This window comes from Amycolatopsis roodepoortensis, assembly GCF_024628825.1.
GTDB classification, from domain to species: Bacteria; Actinomycetota; Actinomycetes; order Mycobacteriales; family Pseudonocardiaceae; genus Amycolatopsis; species Amycolatopsis roodepoortensis.
On sequence record NZ_CP102415.1, the window covers coordinates 1590489 to 1605930 of the forward strand.

General features: G+C 70.6%; 12 protein-coding genes. 3 read left to right on the plus strand and 9 right to left on the minus strand.

Annotation, left to right across the window (positions count from 1 at the left end):
- Positions 1 to 4: 4 nt before the first annotated feature.
- Positions 5 to 397 (plus strand): DUF7715 family protein, encoded by a 393-nt coding sequence (locus NQK81_RS07535; protein ID WP_257487641.1) that lies wholly within the window; start codon positions 5 to 7, stop codon positions 395 to 397.
- Between the two features lie 3 nt (positions 398 to 400).
- On the opposite strand, the gene NQK81_RS07540 is transcribed toward NQK81_RS07535, so the two are convergent.
- The gene (locus NQK81_RS07540; protein WP_126735808.1) at positions 401 to 1018 is read right to left on the minus strand and encodes a TetR/AcrR family transcriptional regulator; all 618 of its coding nucleotides are present in this window, start codon (positions 1016 to 1018) and stop codon (positions 401 to 403) included.
- Positions 1019 to 1191: 173 nt separating this feature from the next.
- Here NQK81_RS07540 and NQK81_RS07545 point away from each other — a divergent pair, with 173 nt between their 5' ends.
- Complete coding sequence (locus NQK81_RS07545) at positions 1192 to 3975, plus strand: ATP-binding protein (RefSeq protein WP_257487642.1); 2784 nt, start codon at positions 1192 to 1194, stop codon at positions 3973 to 3975.
- A 204-nt stretch (positions 3976 to 4179) separates the two neighbouring features.
- A complete protein-coding gene (locus NQK81_RS07550) occupies positions 4180 to 6549 on the plus strand; it encodes an ATP-binding protein (protein ID WP_257487643.1) in 2370 nt (789 codons plus the stop codon).
- Positions 6550 to 6789: 240 nt separating this feature from the next.
- On the opposite strand, the gene gntA is transcribed toward NQK81_RS07550, so the two are convergent.
- The 8 genes from gntA to NQK81_RS07590 all read right to left on the minus strand — a co-directional run bounded on the left by gntA (position 6790) and on the right by NQK81_RS07590 (position 15436).
- The gene (gene gntA, locus NQK81_RS07555; RefSeq protein ID WP_126735805.1) at positions 6790 to 7494 is read right to left on the minus strand and encodes a guanitoxin biosynthesis heme-dependent pre-guanitoxin N-hydroxylase GntA; all 705 of its coding nucleotides are present in this window, start codon (positions 7492 to 7494) and stop codon (positions 6790 to 6792) included.
- Positions 7491 to 8249, minus strand: a complete 759-nt coding sequence (locus tag NQK81_RS07560) for a 4'-phosphopantetheinyl transferase family protein (RefSeq protein WP_257487644.1) — start codon at positions 8247 to 8249, stop codon at positions 7491 to 7493. The genes gntA and NQK81_RS07560 overlap by 4 nt, the downstream gene beginning before the upstream one ends.
- Positions 8246 to 8992, minus strand: coding sequence for a thioesterase II family protein (locus NQK81_RS07565; RefSeq protein WP_257487645.1), 747 nt, complete (start codon positions 8990 to 8992; stop codon positions 8246 to 8248). Before NQK81_RS07565 ends, NQK81_RS07560 begins: the two co-directional genes overlap by 4 nt.
- Complete coding sequence (locus NQK81_RS07570) at positions 8989 to 10038, minus strand: HAD-IIIC family phosphatase (RefSeq protein WP_126735803.1); 1050 nt, start codon at positions 10036 to 10038, stop codon at positions 8989 to 8991. Before NQK81_RS07570 ends, NQK81_RS07565 begins: the two co-directional genes overlap by 4 nt.
- A complete protein-coding gene (locus NQK81_RS07575; RefSeq protein WP_257487646.1) occupies positions 10035 to 11174 on the minus strand; it encodes an acyl-CoA dehydrogenase family protein in 1140 nt (379 codons plus the stop codon). Before NQK81_RS07575 ends, NQK81_RS07570 begins: the two co-directional genes overlap by 4 nt.
- A gap of 12 nt (positions 11175 to 11186) precedes the next feature.
- Positions 11187 to 11438, minus strand: a complete 252-nt coding sequence (locus NQK81_RS07580; RefSeq protein ID WP_007029786.1) for an acyl carrier protein — start codon at positions 11436 to 11438, stop codon at positions 11187 to 11189.
- Positions 11439 to 11663: 225 nt separating this feature from the next.
- Positions 11664 to 12509, minus strand: a complete 846-nt coding sequence (locus NQK81_RS07585; RefSeq protein WP_257487647.1) for a 3-hydroxyacyl-CoA dehydrogenase family protein — start codon at positions 12507 to 12509, stop codon at positions 11664 to 11666.
- Entirely contained in the window at positions 12506 to 15436 is a 2931-nt protein-coding gene (locus tag NQK81_RS07590) for a type I polyketide synthase (RefSeq protein ID WP_257487648.1), read from the minus strand. The genes NQK81_RS07585 and NQK81_RS07590 overlap by 4 nt, the downstream gene beginning before the upstream one ends.
- Between the last annotated feature and the right edge of the window lie 6 nt (positions 15437 to 15442).

Here is a 15442-nt window from a genome sequence, read left to right on the forward strand (position 1 = left end):
CAGTATGAAACTGCTCGTGGCCACCGCGAAAACCCAGGGCGCGCGGGAGAACGACTTCGATCACTGCGTGGAAGGCGAGCTGCTCTGGGTCGCCCCGCCCTGCGGCGACGGCGAGAGTTCGCCCGATTCCCGCTGCGGCTGCGGCCGGGCGTTCGGTGGGCTGAGCTCGCACCGCGGAACGACGACGGCGCTCGTCGCGGACCTGCCCGGCTTCACCTTTTCCGACTACGCCGACGCGTTGCGGTCGAGTCTGGCCGCTCAGGGCTGGCCGCCCGAAGCCGCCGAAGACGTGGCGACGGATCTGCTCGCCCTCGCGTCCGAGTGGGAGTTGGGGACGGTGCTCGAACGCCGCGAAGACTGGCTCGCCGAGCGGCTCGTGTCCGCGCCGCCGGGCTGAGCGCTACTCGGGTCGCAGCGCGGCCAGCAGCAGATCGGCGAAATGGTCGCCGATCTGGCGGGCCGAGAGCGCGCCGCCACGCCGGTACCACGAACCGAGGTGGTGCACCGACCCGAAGAAGAAGTCGACGATCACGTCGGCCGGTTTGTCCGCGCGGAACTCGCCGGACTCCTGGCCTTCCTCGATCAGCGTGCGGAAGCGCTCGTGGTACTTGCGGCGTTCCGCGCGGACGGCCTTCTGCTTCTCCACGCTGAGCTGGTGCATGGACTGCATGAAGATCGTGTTGTCGTCGAGGTTGTCGATCGTGCTGACGACGACGTCGGAGGCGGCGGAACGCAACCGTTCCCGCAGCGGTGCCTCGCTCGAAACCACTTTTTCCAGTTGCTCGGTCTGCGCGCGCAGCACCCGGGCGTAGATCTCGTAAAGGAGGTCGTCCTTGGAGCCGAAGTAGTGGTACATCGCGCCCTTGGTGACCCCGGCGGCCTCGACGATCTCCTGCACGGAGGTGCGGTCGAAACCCTTCTTCGCGAAGAGCTTCGTGGCGTGCGACAGCAGACGGCGCGGGACGGCGGCCTGGTCCTCGCCGACGGCCTCGGCCTTCCTGGTGGTCGCTCGTGTCATGGCCGGCCCCTTCTCGTGCGGACACTCAGCATACCGGCCGGTTTGTCGACGGCCGGGTAACCGCCGGTTCCCGGGAGTGATCACCGGCCACTGGGCGCACGGGAGGGCCTCGATCGCCCGATTCATACGGTTGGGTGACGGCCGGCCCGGTCCCGTCCTGGTGAACTGGGCGCATGAGCACCAGGCACCCGGGCGCCGGGACCGGACCATGGGCGGACGTCCGCGTCGGGGAGGTCGGGATCCTGCGGGACGAAGCGGTGCTGGGCACGACCCCGCTGACGGTGCTCGCCGGGGAGCCGGGCTGCGGCCGCGGCACGGTGCTGGACAAGCTCGCCGAGGAGCTCACCCCGTCGGCCAAGGTGCTGGTGGTGCGGCTGGCCGAGCTCGACCGGACGCTCCCGTACGGGGTGATCTTCCGGCTGCTCGTCCTGCTCGGCGGCGACCGGGCCGAGGAGGAGCCCGCACGGCGTTCCGTGCTGGCCATGCTCGCCAGGGCGGGTGAGACCACGCCGACCCCGGAGACCGTCGCGAAGATCGCGACCGCCGTGTTCGCGCTCCTCCGTGTCCAGACGCCGCTGGTGGTCCTGGTCGACGACGCACAGTGGCTCGACGAGCACACCGCCCGGCTGGTGAGCGCGCTGCTGCACCGTTGCACGGCGGAGACACCGATCAGCGTGGTCGCGACGGTGCGGATCGGCGCGGGCGACGACCTGTCCGTGAGTCCGGCGTTGAAGGGTGCCTTCGCCCGGCTCGTGGCGAGCGGGCGCGCGAAATTGCGGTTCCTCCGGCCGCTTTCGCGCGCGCAATCGCGGTCACTGCTGACGGGACTGGTCTCGGCCTTGCCGAACGACGGCCTGGTGAGCGAGCTGCACACCGCCGCCCGGGGCAATCCCGCCGCTCTGACCGCGCTCGTGCGCGGCTACCGGGCGGCCGGGGCCCTGCGGATCGTCGACCGCACGGCGTATCGCGTCGAGCGGGTCGACCAGCCGGTGGCCACCGAGGAGCATCCACTCCTGCTGGCGGTGACCGAGGCCGGTGGCGGCGTCAGGGAAGTGGCCGAGACGATGGCGGTGCTCTGCCCGCTCGGCACCGCCGCCCCCGGCCTGGCCGCGACCGCGCTCGGCTGGCGCGAGGACGATCTCCGGGCGGTGCTCGACAGGCTCGTCGCCGAACGTGTCCTGGTGCGGGAGCATGACGGCGGGCACCGATTCCGGGTCCCCGCCGTGCGAGACGCCCTGCTGACGAAGATCGGGCCGTACGCCTCGCGCAGCCTGGCCGCGCAAGCGGTCCAGGCGGTGTGGTCCGGCTCCGGGTCCGCGTCGGATCCGGACGTGGTGCTCGACTGGATCACCCAGGCCGGGTCGCTCGTCGACACGAGCCGCGCGTCGCGCGAACTCCTCGAAAACGGCAAGCGTGTCCTGTTCACCGACGGCGCGAAGGCGGAACGCTGGCTCCACGCGACGCTGTCCTGGGTGACCGAACCGCCGGCGCGGACGGTCGTGCTGATGCTGTTGAGCGCGGCGAAGGCGTTGCACTACCGGGCGGCCGAGGCCGGGGACTGCGCGCGGCAGGTGCTCTGCAAACATCTCGGCCACCTCGAACCCGCGGAGGCACAGGAACTTTCGGTCGTGTTCATCTCCGGGCTCGCCGCCCGTGGCGACCTCGGTGAGCTCGCCGAGATCGCCGCTGGCGCGTCGCCGGTGCTCCCGGACGACCCGGCGCTGATGGTCATCAACCGGGCCTATGCCCTCGTGCTGAGCCATCGGTGGATCGAGGCGCGCGACCTGCTGGAGCGAGCGCGCGCGGTGTGGACCGGCAGCAACGACATCACCGCGGACTTCGGCATGATCTTCCTCGCGGCCTGTGGGGTCGTGCTAGGCGACACGTCCCAGCTGCAGGCGCTCATCGCGCATCCGGAACTGTGGCGGGCGGCGCATCTTCCGCAGTACCGCATCGAACAGCGCCGGTTCGAGGTGGAGATGCTGCTGCAACTGGGAGAACTCCGGCAGGCGCGGCGGCTGATCACCGAGGCCGGGATGAGCATGGACCAGTTGCCGGGGCCCAATCTGTTCGCGCTGAACTACCTCGGCGGGGACTGGCCGGAGGCGATGGAACTGGCCCGGCGGACGATACTGGGCGGCACCGATCCGGCCCGGCCGCTGCACTGCCTGCTGACGCAATGCGCGATCCGGATCCTCGGCGCGCAGGGCAGGCTCTCCAGGGCCAGGGCGCTGGCCGCCGACAGCCGCCCGGCCGGGATCCGGCACACGATCGATCTCGCCGAATCCAGCGTGCTCGGCAAACTCGGTGACACCGAAGGCGCGGACGCGTTGCTGTACTCCGCGGCGCGCAGCGCCGACGCGGGCGGCTATCTCCTGGGCACCGAAGACCTCTGGGCCGACCTGGCGCGCTCCGCGCTGGCACGGAACAAACAACGCGAAGGTGAACATTGGGTGCGGCGCTCCGCGCGCACGGCGACCCAGCTCGACACCGCCCGCGCGCACCAGAATCACTACCTCGCCCGCGCGGCGGTGCATCGCGAACCCGCCTCGGCCCGGCGCGCCGCGGCCATCGCGCGCGAACGCCTGGACGTTCCCTACGAGTCGGCGATGACGCTCCTTCGGGCGGGCCTCGCCGGGCACCGGCCGGAGCAGTCGTGGACCGAGGCGTACGAACTGTTCGGCGAGGTCGACGCCTGGTACTGGCGTGGTCGGGTGCGGAAACTGTTGCGCGACAACGGCTTCGCCGGGCCCGGCCGGACGGAGACGACCGCCGAGAACGAGCGTCTGCTGGCGATCCTCGTGGCCGAGGGCCTCACCAACCGTCAGCTGGCGGTCGTCCTCGAAACGAGCGAGAAGAGCGTGGAGGGCAGGCTCAGCAGGCTTTTCTCGCGGACCGGTTACACGTCCAGGGTGGAACTCGCGGCGGCGATCCTGACCGGCGAATACCTGACCTGACGCATTCAGAGGACTAAATGCGGGGTGGGGCGCACGCGTCTAGCAGGTGCGAACGTCCACAGTCAACACATCGGGCGGTAACTGGCATCGTTCTCGGGTGCCACTGGCACCGAGCCAGTATCCGCGCCGCGGCGTTGTCCGGGGGCGGGGTGCGGGGCCACGGTGGAGATCGTCTTCGCAAGTCCCGAACAAGGTGGTGACCCCGTGCGTTTCGACCTCCTCGGCCCCTTCAACGTCGTGCACGACGGACGTCCGGTCGTGTTGCGCGGAGCGACCCAGCGGGCCGTGCTCGCCTATCTGCTGTTGCGGCACAACGAGGTCATCGCCACCAGCACGCTGCTGCAGGCGATCTGGGCGGACGAGATCCCGGCCACCGCGCGCAAGATGGTGCAGAACGCCGTTTCGGGGCTGCGCTCGACGCTGGCCCAGCGGACCGGCGCCACCGAGCAGGCGATGCTGCTCACGCACGCGCCCGGTTACCTGCTGCGCGTCGACAGCGAGCAGGTCGACGCCGCCCGGTTCCGGCGGCTCGCCGCCGAAGGGCGGACGGCGCAGGCGGCGGGTGAGGTCGAGCAGGCCGTGTCGGCTTATCGCGACGCGCTCTCGCTGTGGCGTGGCCCGGTGCTCGCCGACCTCACCGAGACCGGTGTGGTGTGGCCCGAGCTGGTCGCGCTGGAGGACCAGCGGATCGCCGTCCACGAGGATCTTTTCGGGCTGGAGCTGGACCGCGGACACCACCACGAGGTGCTCACCGATCTGCGCGGGCTGGCGGAGGCCAACCCGAACCGCGAGCGGCTCAACGCCCAGCTGATGACCGCGCTCTACCGCTGCGGCCGTCACGTGGACGCGCTCGAGGTCTACCGCGCCACGCGGGCCAGCCTCGCCGAGGGGCTGGGCCTGGAGCCGGGCAAGGAGCTGCGCGAGCTGGAACGCGCGATCCTCCAGCACGACGAAACCCTGCTCACCCGGCGGCCTGATCCGGCGCCGCGTCCCGAACCCGAGCCCGCCCCGGTGGTCGAGCCGCTGCCCTTCACACCCGCGCCGGTGATCGCCTTGCCTCGTACGGAACCCGTCGAGAGCGAACGGAAGCCGGTCGTCGCGGTCGGGGTCGCCCTCGCCACGCCGGACGACGACCCGGAAGAAGCCGTCGAGGCGCAGGCGCGGTTGCGAACCGTCGTCGAGGAGGAGGCCATCGCCGCGGGCGCGTATCTGCCCGGCGAGTCGGGGCCGGTCGTGCTGGCCCTGTTCGGTCTTCCCCGGACCGGTGACGACGACGCCGTCCACGCGACCCGGACGGCGTTGCGGATCCTCGATCGGCTGGCCACGGCCGGGATCGCGACCCAGATCGGGGTCGACAGCGGCGACGTCCTCGTCGAGTTCACCGCCGACGGCCCCGGGCAGGTGGCGGGCCCCGTGCTGGACCGCTGTGTCCGCTCGGCCCTCCGCGCGCCCGAAGGCCGGATCCGCGTGTCGGACGCGGTCCGCGAAGCCTCCGAGCCCGCTGTGGTGCACGAAGCATCCGAAGACTCGCCTGGCTGGTGGCACGCCGTCTCGGCCCGTCAGCATCCGATCGCCGAACCCGCCGAACCCGGCGGCTTCGTCGGCCGGGACCATGACCGCGACCTGCTGACCCACCTGCTCGGTTTCGTCGAGCGCGGCCGGCGCCCGCATCGGGTGACGGTGTTCGGCGAGCCCGGGATCGGCAAGACACGACTCCTCGCCGAGTTCGCCGAGACCCTGTCCGAGCAGCCGCGGATCCGGGTACTGGACGCCGGGGCCGACGTCACCGAGGCGTTCGCCGTCGTTCCCGGGCTCCTCCCCCAGACCGCGTCCCGGCTGCGTACCGAGGGCGGTGACGCGGCGCTTCGGGCCGCTGCCACCGAACTGACCGCCTACGGGCCGCTGGTCGTGCTGGCCGATGACCTGCACCGCGCCGACTCCGAGACCCGCGACTCCGTCGACAGGCTCGGTGAAGCCTGCGCCGGGCTGCCGGTGCTGATCGTCGCGTCCGCGCGGCCCGGGCTGTTGGAAGCCGAACACGGCGAGCGATGCGGCACGACGGTGACGCTGGCCCCGCTCGCCGACGACGCCGTCGGCAAGTTGCTCGACAAGCTGCTGCCCGGCACCGCCCGGCTCATCCGCGGCAGGCAGGAACTGATCACCAGGATCGGCGGTAACCCCAGGTTCGCGCACGCGTACGCCGAGGAGGTACACGGCCGCACCACCCCGTTTCCGGGGCTCGGCCAGGCGATGACGCCGCCGCTGGTCCGCCGGGCGCTCGCCGCGCAGCTCGACAACCTGCCCGCCGCCGAGAAGTCGCTGCTGAAGGCGGCCAGCCTCACCGGGGACGCCTTCACCGCCGAGGACGTCGCCGCGGTCTGCGGCCGCGACACCGCCGAGATCGAGGGGACGCTGTCCCGGCTCGCGAGCCTCGCGGTGCTGCGCCGTGACGACGACGGCTACACGTTCCGCCGCGCGACCTTGCGGGAGCTGGTCTACCAGCGGATCCCGCGCGCGACCCGCACCGCGCTGCTCCGGCGCCCGGCCCCGCGCCGCGTCGAAGCCCTCGCCTGACCGGAACGCCACCGGGCCAGAAGACGTAACTCGCGTGCTTGAACACGTAACTCGCGTGCTTGGAGGCGTAACTCGCGTGATCACGTGAGTTACGCCTCCAAGCACGCGAGTTACGGCTCTGATCACGCGAGTTACGGCTCTGATCACGTGAGTTACGCCTCTGGACACGTGAGTTACGGGTCGCCGCAAGACGAAAAGCCCCCGGCCGCCGAAGCGGACGGGGGCTTTGTCGTGACGGGATCAGCCGGTGGGGCGCTGCATGACGTCCGAGGTGTACTTGACCGAAGAGGGCTCGTGCCGCGAGGTGAACGGGCACTTCCAGTCCTCTTCGGTCATCCGCCCGGAGAAGTGCCGGGACGGCATCTGGTACTCGTAGGTGGTGAAGCTCGGGTTGACCGAGCCGTTGTTGGTCGTCTCGCGTTTGCGGATCGCGTCCTGCATCGAGAAGAACTTGTCGCCCAGCAACATGAACTGCATCAGCGAGTTGAACGCGATCGCCGGCCGGGAGAACCGGCGGCTCGCCCGTGAGGAACCGGGGTGCATGCCGACGACGAAGAACGAGTGACCGGCGACGTGGAACCCGAAGTTCGGTTCGTTGGGATCCGACGTGGCGCCCTCGTCGAGGCCGTAGGTGCGGCTGTCGATGTCGTGGATGAGCTGGAGATGGCGCCACAGCAGGCGTTCGTACTCCTCCTCGCCGAGAACCCCGCCGGGCTCCTCGAAGGTGGACACGAACGTGCGGAAACTCTTGTCCGACAACGTGGGCCGGATGTCGCGGGCGTAGCCGAGCATGTCGCGGTAGTGGGCACGCGCCGACTCCGGATCGCCCAGCGCCGGGTAGTGACCGTGGACGATCGAGCCCTTCTTCAACGCCGCGCGAGCCCCGAGACAGCTGAACTCCGTGGTCTGGATGAACGCTTCGAGCTCCGCTTTCGGGTCGCTCATTTCACTCCGCCTTTCCGGTGCTCCCCGGCCGTTCGCCGCCTGCCGGGAAGCCAGTCGAAGGCGCGCACGGTGACCGGGCGCGCCGGGACGGCCAGCGCGGCCGCGTTGCCGGCGCCGGCGTCCAGTTCTGTGATCGTCCATTCAGGACGGCCGTCGAGTACGACGTCGCCGCCGGTGAGGGTGAAGGAGGGCCCCGGCAGTCCGGCCAGCCCGGTGCCGTCGACCTTTAGGTAGGCCTCCTTGCAGGTCCAGTACCGGAAGAAGGTCAGCGGCTCGCGGACCGCGGCGGCCTCTTCCGGACGCAGTGCCCGCGCGGCGAGGCCGTCGTGGTCGACCTCCCGCACCTCCTCGACGTCCACGCCGACCCGGACGCCGTCCGCGACGGCGACCAGCGCCAGCGTGCCGGACCGGGACAGGCTGAACTCGATCCCGGTCGTGCCGTCCAGGGCAGGCCGGTCACCGTCGCGGGTGAACCGCAGCTCGGACGGTGGAGTGCCCGTGTAGGACGCGAGGATGTCGCGCAGCGCGACGTGCGCGGCCAGGAAACGGGCCCGTTCCTCGTCCACCGTGATGGCGGCGGCCCGGCGCAGCTCGTCTTCGGAGAGGGCGCCGAGCAGACCGTAGGTCTCGGCCGAGCCCGGGGCGAGCACCCGCGCGAGCGCGACCCGCCAGACGTGCACGTCCCGGCCGGGGCGGAGCCGTTCCCCCAGCGCGCCCGAGGGCTGCTTCCACGCCGAGAACCACTGCGTGGTCATCGGCCCAGTTTCCGGTGGATCACGTCCAGCAGCGCCGTCCTGTGCTGCTCGAGATAGAAGTGTCCGCCCGGGTAGGTCACCATCGTCGAGTCGGTGGCGAGTTCGAGCCACGCCGCCAGCTCGTCCAGATCGGCCCGCGGGTCGCGGTCGCCGCCGAACACGGTCAGCGGCACCGGCAACGGCTCCCCCGCAACATGCCGGTAGGTCTCGTTGACCGCCAGATCGGCCCGCATCAGCGGCAGGAACATCGCCAGCAGCTCGCGCTCGCGGCGCAGGACGTCCGGCAGGCCGCCGAGGGCGTGCAGTTCGGCGGCGAGCCGCTCGTCGGGCAGCGCCCGCAGCTGGAGCCGGGTGTCGGGCAGCTGCGGGGCCGCCCGCCCGGATACGAACAGGTGCTTCGGCAGCGTGGCCCCACGCTCGGCGAGCCTGCGGGTGAGGAGGTACGCGGTCAGGGCGCCGACGCTGTGCCCGAAGAACGCGAAGTCACCGGTGAGCGCGTCGCCGAGGCCCTCGATCGCCGCCTCGACCAGGCTTTCGACGTCTTCGTGCGGTGTCTCGCGACCGCGTTCGGCGCGGCCGGGCAGCTGGACCGGCAGGACGACCAGCTCGTCCCCCGCCGCGAGGACCCAGTCCCGGTAGACCGCCGCGCTCGCTCCGGCGTGCGGGAAGCAGAACAGCCTGGTCACCCCGGCCGGCGGGAGCCCGCCGGGCAGCCAGGGACGTGCCGTGCTCGGAGCGGTCATCGCAGCTCCATCGTCAGGTAGGGCGGCGGCGGCTGGATCGTGCTCAGGTCGGATTCCAGGACGAGCCGGTCGCCGTCCCGCGAGATCTCGGTGAAGCCCGCGAACGCGTAGGTCACGTACATGACCCGGTTGCGGCCGGTCTCGACGAAGTCCGCGCGCAGTTTCGCGCCGTCCTCCTTCGCCAGCCCCATGATGTGGTTGAGCAGGACCGTGCCGACCCCGCGCGACATCACGCGGCACGACATCAGCATCATCCGCAGATGCCAGGCGGGCGCGCCGCGTTCGGCCAGCGCCAGGCCGATCTTGCCGTAACCGCCGTACTTGTCGGAAAGGGACGCGACGAGCAGCACGTGGTCCGGCGAGGTGCGCAGCTCGTCCAGCTCGTCGTAGGAGTAGGTCCGGCCGGTCGAGTTGAGCTGGTTCGTGCGGACGGTCAGTTCCTCGGCCCGCTGCAGATCCTCCCGCTGGGCACGGGCGATCGTGAACTTCATGTCCAAAGTGGACAGGAACTCCTCGCTGGTGCCCTCGTGGTCCTGTTCGACCTGCTCCCGCACGGCGGCCGCGCGGTAGAGCTCGCGGCGCACCCGCGACTCGTCGGTGACGAACTTCGGCCGGAACTCCTCCGACGCCAGTGCCTCCCCCAGCTTCGCCACGTCGACGGTCTTGACCGAAGGCAGCGCGTGCGCGACCTCGGCCAGCTCGAACGGCTGGTCGTCGACGAACGCGATCGCGTCGAGACCGATGTTGAGCGCCTTCGCGATCCGTTCCACGGAACCGGATTTGGGGTTCCAGCTGATCTGCGGGTACAGGAAGTACTCGTCGAGTCCGGCCGCCTTCAGCCGCGCCATCGCCGCTTCGTGGTCGTTGCGGCTGGCCACCGAATGCAGGATGCCCAGCTCGTCCAGCCGCTTGATCTCCGCCACGACCTCCGGGCGTACGGTGACCTCGCCGTCCTCCAGCAGGGTGCCGTCCCACAGCGTGTTGTCCAGATCCCACACGACGCATTTGATGCGGCCGCGCTTCGGTTTCTCCAGTACCCCGGTCATCCCGGCACCTCCCGGTACGCCTCGTCCGCGATGGTCAGCTCCTGGATCTGGGTGCTGCCCTCGATGATTTCCATGACTTTCGCGTCGCGGTACAGCCGTGCCACCGGATAGTCCGGGCCGCAGCCGTTCGCGCCGTGGATCTGGACCGCGTCCGAAGCCGCCTTCGCCGCGGCCGTGGACGCGAAGTACTTGGCCACCCAGGTCGCCATGATGGTCGCCGGATCGCCCGCGTCCTTGAGCCGTCCGGCCTTCTCGCACAGCAGGCGCGCGGCGTCGCGCGCGGTGACCATCTCGCTGATCTTGGCGCGGATCTGCGGCAGATCCCGCAGCAGCCCGCCGCCCGCCGAACGCGCCGACGTGTAGGCGGCCGACGCCGAGAGCGCCGCCCGCACGATCCCGACCGAACCGCACGCCACGCTGTAGCGCCCGAGGTCGAGCGCGCCGGTCATCACCGTGCCCGCCGCCCAGCCCGGCGGGCCGACCAGCGCGGACGGGTCGAGCCGGACGTCGTCGAACTCGATGGTCGCCAGCATGCTCGCCGTGGTGCCGAGCATGTGCCGGACCGGCGTCACCCGGACCCCCGGATGCTCTGCGGGCACCAGGAACGCACTCATCCCGGTGGCCGTGCCGGCGAACACCAGCAGCAGCCCGGCGACCTGGCCGCCGGTGATCCAGGTCTTGCGTCCCCGCAGGGTCCAGACGCCGTTCTCGGCGACGGCCACGGTGCCCGCGGCCGTCGAGTCGCTGCCGCTGAAGTCCGGTTCGGTCAGGCAGAACGAGCCCAGCGTCGCGCCGTCGGACAGCGCGGGCAGCCAGCGCTCGCGCTGTTCGTCGTCACCCCAGCGGTGGACCGTCGCGGTCACCATCGTGTGCACGGTGAGCAGGCTCCGCAGCGAAGAACAGCCGCGGCCCGCCTCCTCGTGCAGCCGCCCGAGGGTGACCATGTCCAGCCCGGCGCCGCCGGCTTCGACGGGGAGGAACGGGGCCCACAGTCCCAGCTCCCCCACCCGCCGCAGCACCTCCGGGGGGATGCGCTCGGCCCGGTCCCACGCGTCCGCGTGCGGGCCGACCTCCTCGTCGACGAAACGCCCGACCACCTCGACCGCCGGCGTTTCGGGCCGTGTCCTCGCCCTCACGTCGTTCTCCGTTCAGTGCGCGGCCGCGGCGGTGCGCCGCTCGACCAGCTCGGTCATCCGCGTGACGGTGCGGAAGTTGTCCAGCTTCAGTTCCTCGTTGGGGATCCGCGTGGCGAACGCCTTCTCGATGAACATGACCAGCTCCATCGCGAACAGGGAGTTCACGAAGCCCAGCGCGAAGATGTCCTGCTCGTCGGTGAACGACAGGCTGGGGAACTTCGCGCCGATGAAGCCGCGGATCTCACCGCGGACGTCCTGCGACATGGTGGATGCCTTTCTCCTTGAAGGAAATGGTCTTCCTGAGGGCCGAGTGGTGGTCGCGCCGAAGAAGGGGTTGCGAAAGCCACTTTCGCAACCTTCGACGTTGCCGAAGTGGCTTTCACAACTCCGTCGTCCGGCTATCCCCGTTCGATCGGGCGACCATGTCGCGAAAGCCACTTTCGCGACATCTGATGTCCCGAAAGTGGCTTTCGCGACACGTCCCCGCCTTCAGCCGCTGTAGTTGTAGAAACCCTTGCCGCTCTTGCGTCCGTGCAGCCCGGCCGCGGTCATCTGCTTGAGCAGCGGGCAGGGCCGGTACTTGCTGTCGTTGAACTCGTCGTAGAGCACCTCGACGCTGTAGAGGATCGTGTCGACGCCGATCAGGTCGGCGGTCTCCAGCGGGCCCATCGGGTGCCCGAAGCAGCCGCGGAACACCTCGTCGACCGTCTCCGCGTCCGCGACCCCTTCGTGCACGAGGAAAGCCGCCTCGTTGACGGTGAGCATCAGGACGCGGTTCGAGACGAACCCGGAGGCGTCGTTGACCGGGATCGGCTTCTTCCCCATCGAGAGCAGCAGCTCGCGCACGGTGTCCTTTGTGGACTCGCTGGTGTGGTAGCCGGGGATGAACTCGCACGACGGCTTCATCGGCACCGGATTCATGAAGTGCACGCCCATCACCTTGTCCTGGCGCCGGGTGAGCGCGGCGACCTTGGTGATCGGGATGGCGGAGGTGTTGACGACGAACACGGTGTCGGCCTTGCAGGCCTCGTCGAGTTTCGGGTACAGGTGGGACTTGAGGTCCCAGTTCTCGGTGATGTTCTCGATCACCACCTCGGCCTCGGCGAGCAGCGCGAGCTCGGTGCCGAAGGTGATGCGGCCCAGCACCTCGGCCGCGTCGATCTCGGGGCCGCCGAGCATGCGGCTCATCCGGCATTCGAGTTCGATCCGGTCGCGGGCGTCGGCCAGTTTGCCCGGGTCGACGTCGATGAGCACGGCCTCGTGCCCGCTGGTGGCGAGATTCTGCGCGACCCCGGTGCCCATCACACCGGCGCCGACGACTCCGACGAGGGTCATCGTTCCTCCTTGGCTGCGTTGCTCGTGGTCAGGTCCAGCACGCCGTCGAGCCGGCCGTGGGCGGCCCGCACGGCGTCGGCGCCGCCGGGGTGCTCTTCGGCGAACACAACGGTCGCGCCCAGTTCGGCACCCAGCCGGGTGGCCAGGTCGCGGGCGGTGACGTCCAGTTCGCCTTCGATCAGGTAGACCGGGGTGTCGACGGACCGGGCGCCGAGCGCGACGTCGGCGACGGCCCGGGTCGGCTCGATCCAGTAGCGGTCGCGCTGGAACGGATAACCCGGCAACGTGGTCTTCCGCGGGTCGCGGCCGTCGTGATAGGCCCGCCAGTCGATGTCCGCCCCGGAGAGCCAGGCGCGGCCGAGCGCTTCGGTGAGCACGGCAGTGTCCTGGCGGGGGTCGGCCTCGCCGGGCAGGGTCGGAACCAGCAGCGGCCACGAGGTCTGCGGGAAATCGGGGTGACCGCGGAACATCGAGCCGAGCGACTGCCCGGCTCCCAGTTCCAGCAACACGGTATCCGGGGAAGCACTGGCAAGATGCTCGATCATCGCGGCGAACCGGACGGGGCGGCACATGTGCTCGGCCCAGTAGCCGGGATCCTTCAGCTGCTTGAGCGCGATCGGCGCGCCGGTGACGTTCGACAGGTAGGGCACTTCCGGCTCGCGCGGCGTGAGGTTCTTCCGCGCCCACGCGGTCAGTTCGGCCGCGGCCGGGCGCAGGGCCCGCGAGTGGAAGGCATGCGTGGTGCGCAGCGGCCTGGCCGGGATGCCGTGTCCGGCGAGTGCGGCGGCCAGCTTTTCGACGCCGTCGCCCGCGCCGGACACGACGATCATCCGCGGCCCGTTCACCGCGGCGACGTCGACGCCGAACGCGGTCACGTCGCCCACCAGCGCGGTGAGTTCGGCGGCTCCCAGCGGGACCGCGGCCATCGCGCCTTCCGGCAGCTTCTCGATCAGCTTCGCCCGGGTGGCGACCAGCGCCGTGGCCTCTTCCAGCGTCAGGGCGCCCGCGAGGGTGGCGGCGGCGAACTCGCCGACGCTGTACCCGGCGAGCACGGACGGCTGGACTCCCCACGCGCGCAGCAGACGCCCGAGGGCGTAGCCGAGGGTGAACACGGCGGGCTGGGTGACCGACGGAGCCGCGTCCTCGGTGTCGGTCGCGCGGCCCAGCAGGCGGGCCAGATCACCGCCGCCGGAACCGCGAGAGCCGTGCAGGCTCGCCGTCGGGTCGGTGCCGAGATGCTCGCGGAACAATGCGGCGCATTCGTCGACGGCGGCCTTGAACTCCGGCTCGCTGTCGTAGAGCCCGCCTGCCATGCCTCGGTACTGTTCGCCGACCCCGGCGAGCAGGAAGCCGGCCTTCCGCGGTTTCGAGTCCGCTTCGGCCGTCACGGACGCGAACGCGTCGGAGATGTCGTTCTCGGAGGACACGACCGTCATCCGCCGGTGCTCGAACGCCTTCCGCCCGTTGTGCAACGTGTACGCGACGTCCGCCAGGTCCGTCCACTCAGGACTGACCGCGGCCAGCCTGCCGGTCATCGCGTCCGCCGCCTCGGAGGTCCGCGCGGACCACACGAGCAGCTGGTGCGGACGGGCGGACGGACGCTCCGGGCAGTCCTCCGGCGCTTCCTCCAGGACGACGTGGGCGTCGGTGCCGCCGAAGCCGTAGGCGCTGACACCCGCCAGCCGGGGCCGTTCGCCGCGTGGCCAGTCACCCAGTTCCGTCTGCACGACGAGTTTGTCGCCGCTGTGAGCGAGCTGCGGATTGGGCTTCTCGAAGTTGACGGCGGGCGGCAGCTTCTCGTGGTGCAGCGCCAGCGCGGCCTTGATCAGCCGGGCGACACCGCCCGCCTGGTTGATGTGCCCGAGGTTCGCGTCGATCGAACCGAGCGTGACCCGCTCGACGCCGTCGACGTCGAAGATCTTCTGCAGCGCGGAGATCTCGGCGACGTCACCGAACGGAGTGCCCAAAGTGGACACTTCGATGTGGTCGATCTCGTCCGGCTCGACATCGGCGGCGGCCATCGCCTCGGCGACGACGGCGGCCTGGCCGGGCACGCCCGGCAGGTTGAACCCCTGCCGCGCGCGGTTGCCCTCGTGGTGGATGGCCCAGCCCCGGATCACCGCGTAGACGCGGTCGCCGTCGGCCAGCGCGTCCTCCAGCCGCCGCAGCACGACGACGCCGAGACCGTTGCCGGGAACCTTGCCGTTGGCGCCCGCGTCGAGAATCCGGTTGATCCCGTCGGGCGCGAACCGGCTGCCCTCGCGGTAGAGGTAACCCGGTTCCTGAGGCACTACAACGGAAACCGAACCGGAAACGACCAGGTCGGACTCTCCGGTGAGCAGGCTGGAGCAGCCCTGCGCGACGGCGGCGAGCGCGGTCGAACTGCAGCTCTGCACACTGACCGACGGGCCGGTCAGGTCGAGCGCGTACGACAGCCGGGACGCGAGCAGATCCTTCTCGTTCTGCAGGATCAGCTGGTCCGGTCCGACGGTCAGCGCGGTGACGTCGTTCGACAGCAGGTTCGACAGCAAGTACGTGCTCGGGGCGCCGCCGGCGAACACCCCGGCGAGCCCTTCGATCCGGTCCGGGTCGACGCCAGCGTCCTCCAGCGCGTGCCACGCGCATTCGAGGAACAGCCGGTGCTGCGGGTCGAGGAGTTCGGCGTCGGCGCGGCTGTAGCCGAAGAAGTCGGCGTCGAAGCGGTCGATACCGGGCAGCAACCCGGCCGCCGGGACGAAGGCGGGATCGTCGGCCACTTCGGCGGGCACTCCCGCGGCCAGCAGTTCGGCGCGGGTCATCCGGGTGATGCCGTCGCGGCCGGCGCACAGATCGGCCCAGAACTTGCCGATGTCGGGCGCGCCGGGGAAGTTCCCGGCCATACCGACGATCGCGATGTCGTCGCCGGTGTCCCGTTCTCGCGTGGTCATGGGGTG

Bases quoted from the DNA above. Each gene is read 5' to 3' on its own strand.
- NQK81_RS07580 (WP_007029786.1), bottom strand. From the start codon at position 11,438: ATGTCGCAGGACGTCCGCGGTGAGATCCGCGGCTTCATCGGCGCGAAG.
- NQK81_RS07565 (WP_257487645.1), bottom strand. From the start codon at position 8,992: ATGACCGCTCCGAGCACGGCACGTCCCTGGCTGCCCGGCGGGCTCCCG.
- NQK81_RS07590 (WP_257487648.1), bottom strand. From the start codon at position 15,436: ATGACCACGCGAGAACGGGACACCGGCGACGACATCGCGATCGTCGGT.
- NQK81_RS07540 (WP_126735808.1), bottom strand. From the start codon at position 1,018: ATGACACGAGCGACCACCAGGAAGGCCGAGGCCGTCGGCGAGGACCAG.
- NQK81_RS07545 (WP_257487642.1), top strand. From the start codon at position 1,192: ATGAGCACCAGGCACCCGGGCGCCGGGACCGGACCATGGGCGGACGTC.
- gntA (WP_126735805.1), bottom strand. From the start codon at position 7,494: ATGAGCGACCCGAAAGCGGAGCTCGAAGCGTTCATCCAGACCACGGAG.
- NQK81_RS07560 (WP_257487644.1), bottom strand. From the start codon at position 8,249: ATGACCACGCAGTGGTTCTCGGCGTGGAAGCAGCCCTCGGGCGCGCTG.
- NQK81_RS07570 (WP_126735803.1), bottom strand. From the start codon at position 10,038: ATGACCGGGGTACTGGAGAAACCGAAGCGCGGCCGCATCAAATGCGTC.
- NQK81_RS07535 (WP_257487641.1), top strand. From the start codon at position 5: ATGAAACTGCTCGTGGCCACCGCGAAAACCCAGGGCGCGCGGGAGAAC.
- NQK81_RS07585 (WP_257487647.1), bottom strand. From the start codon at position 12,509: ATGACCCTCGTCGGAGTCGTCGGCGCCGGTGTGATGGGCACCGGGGTC.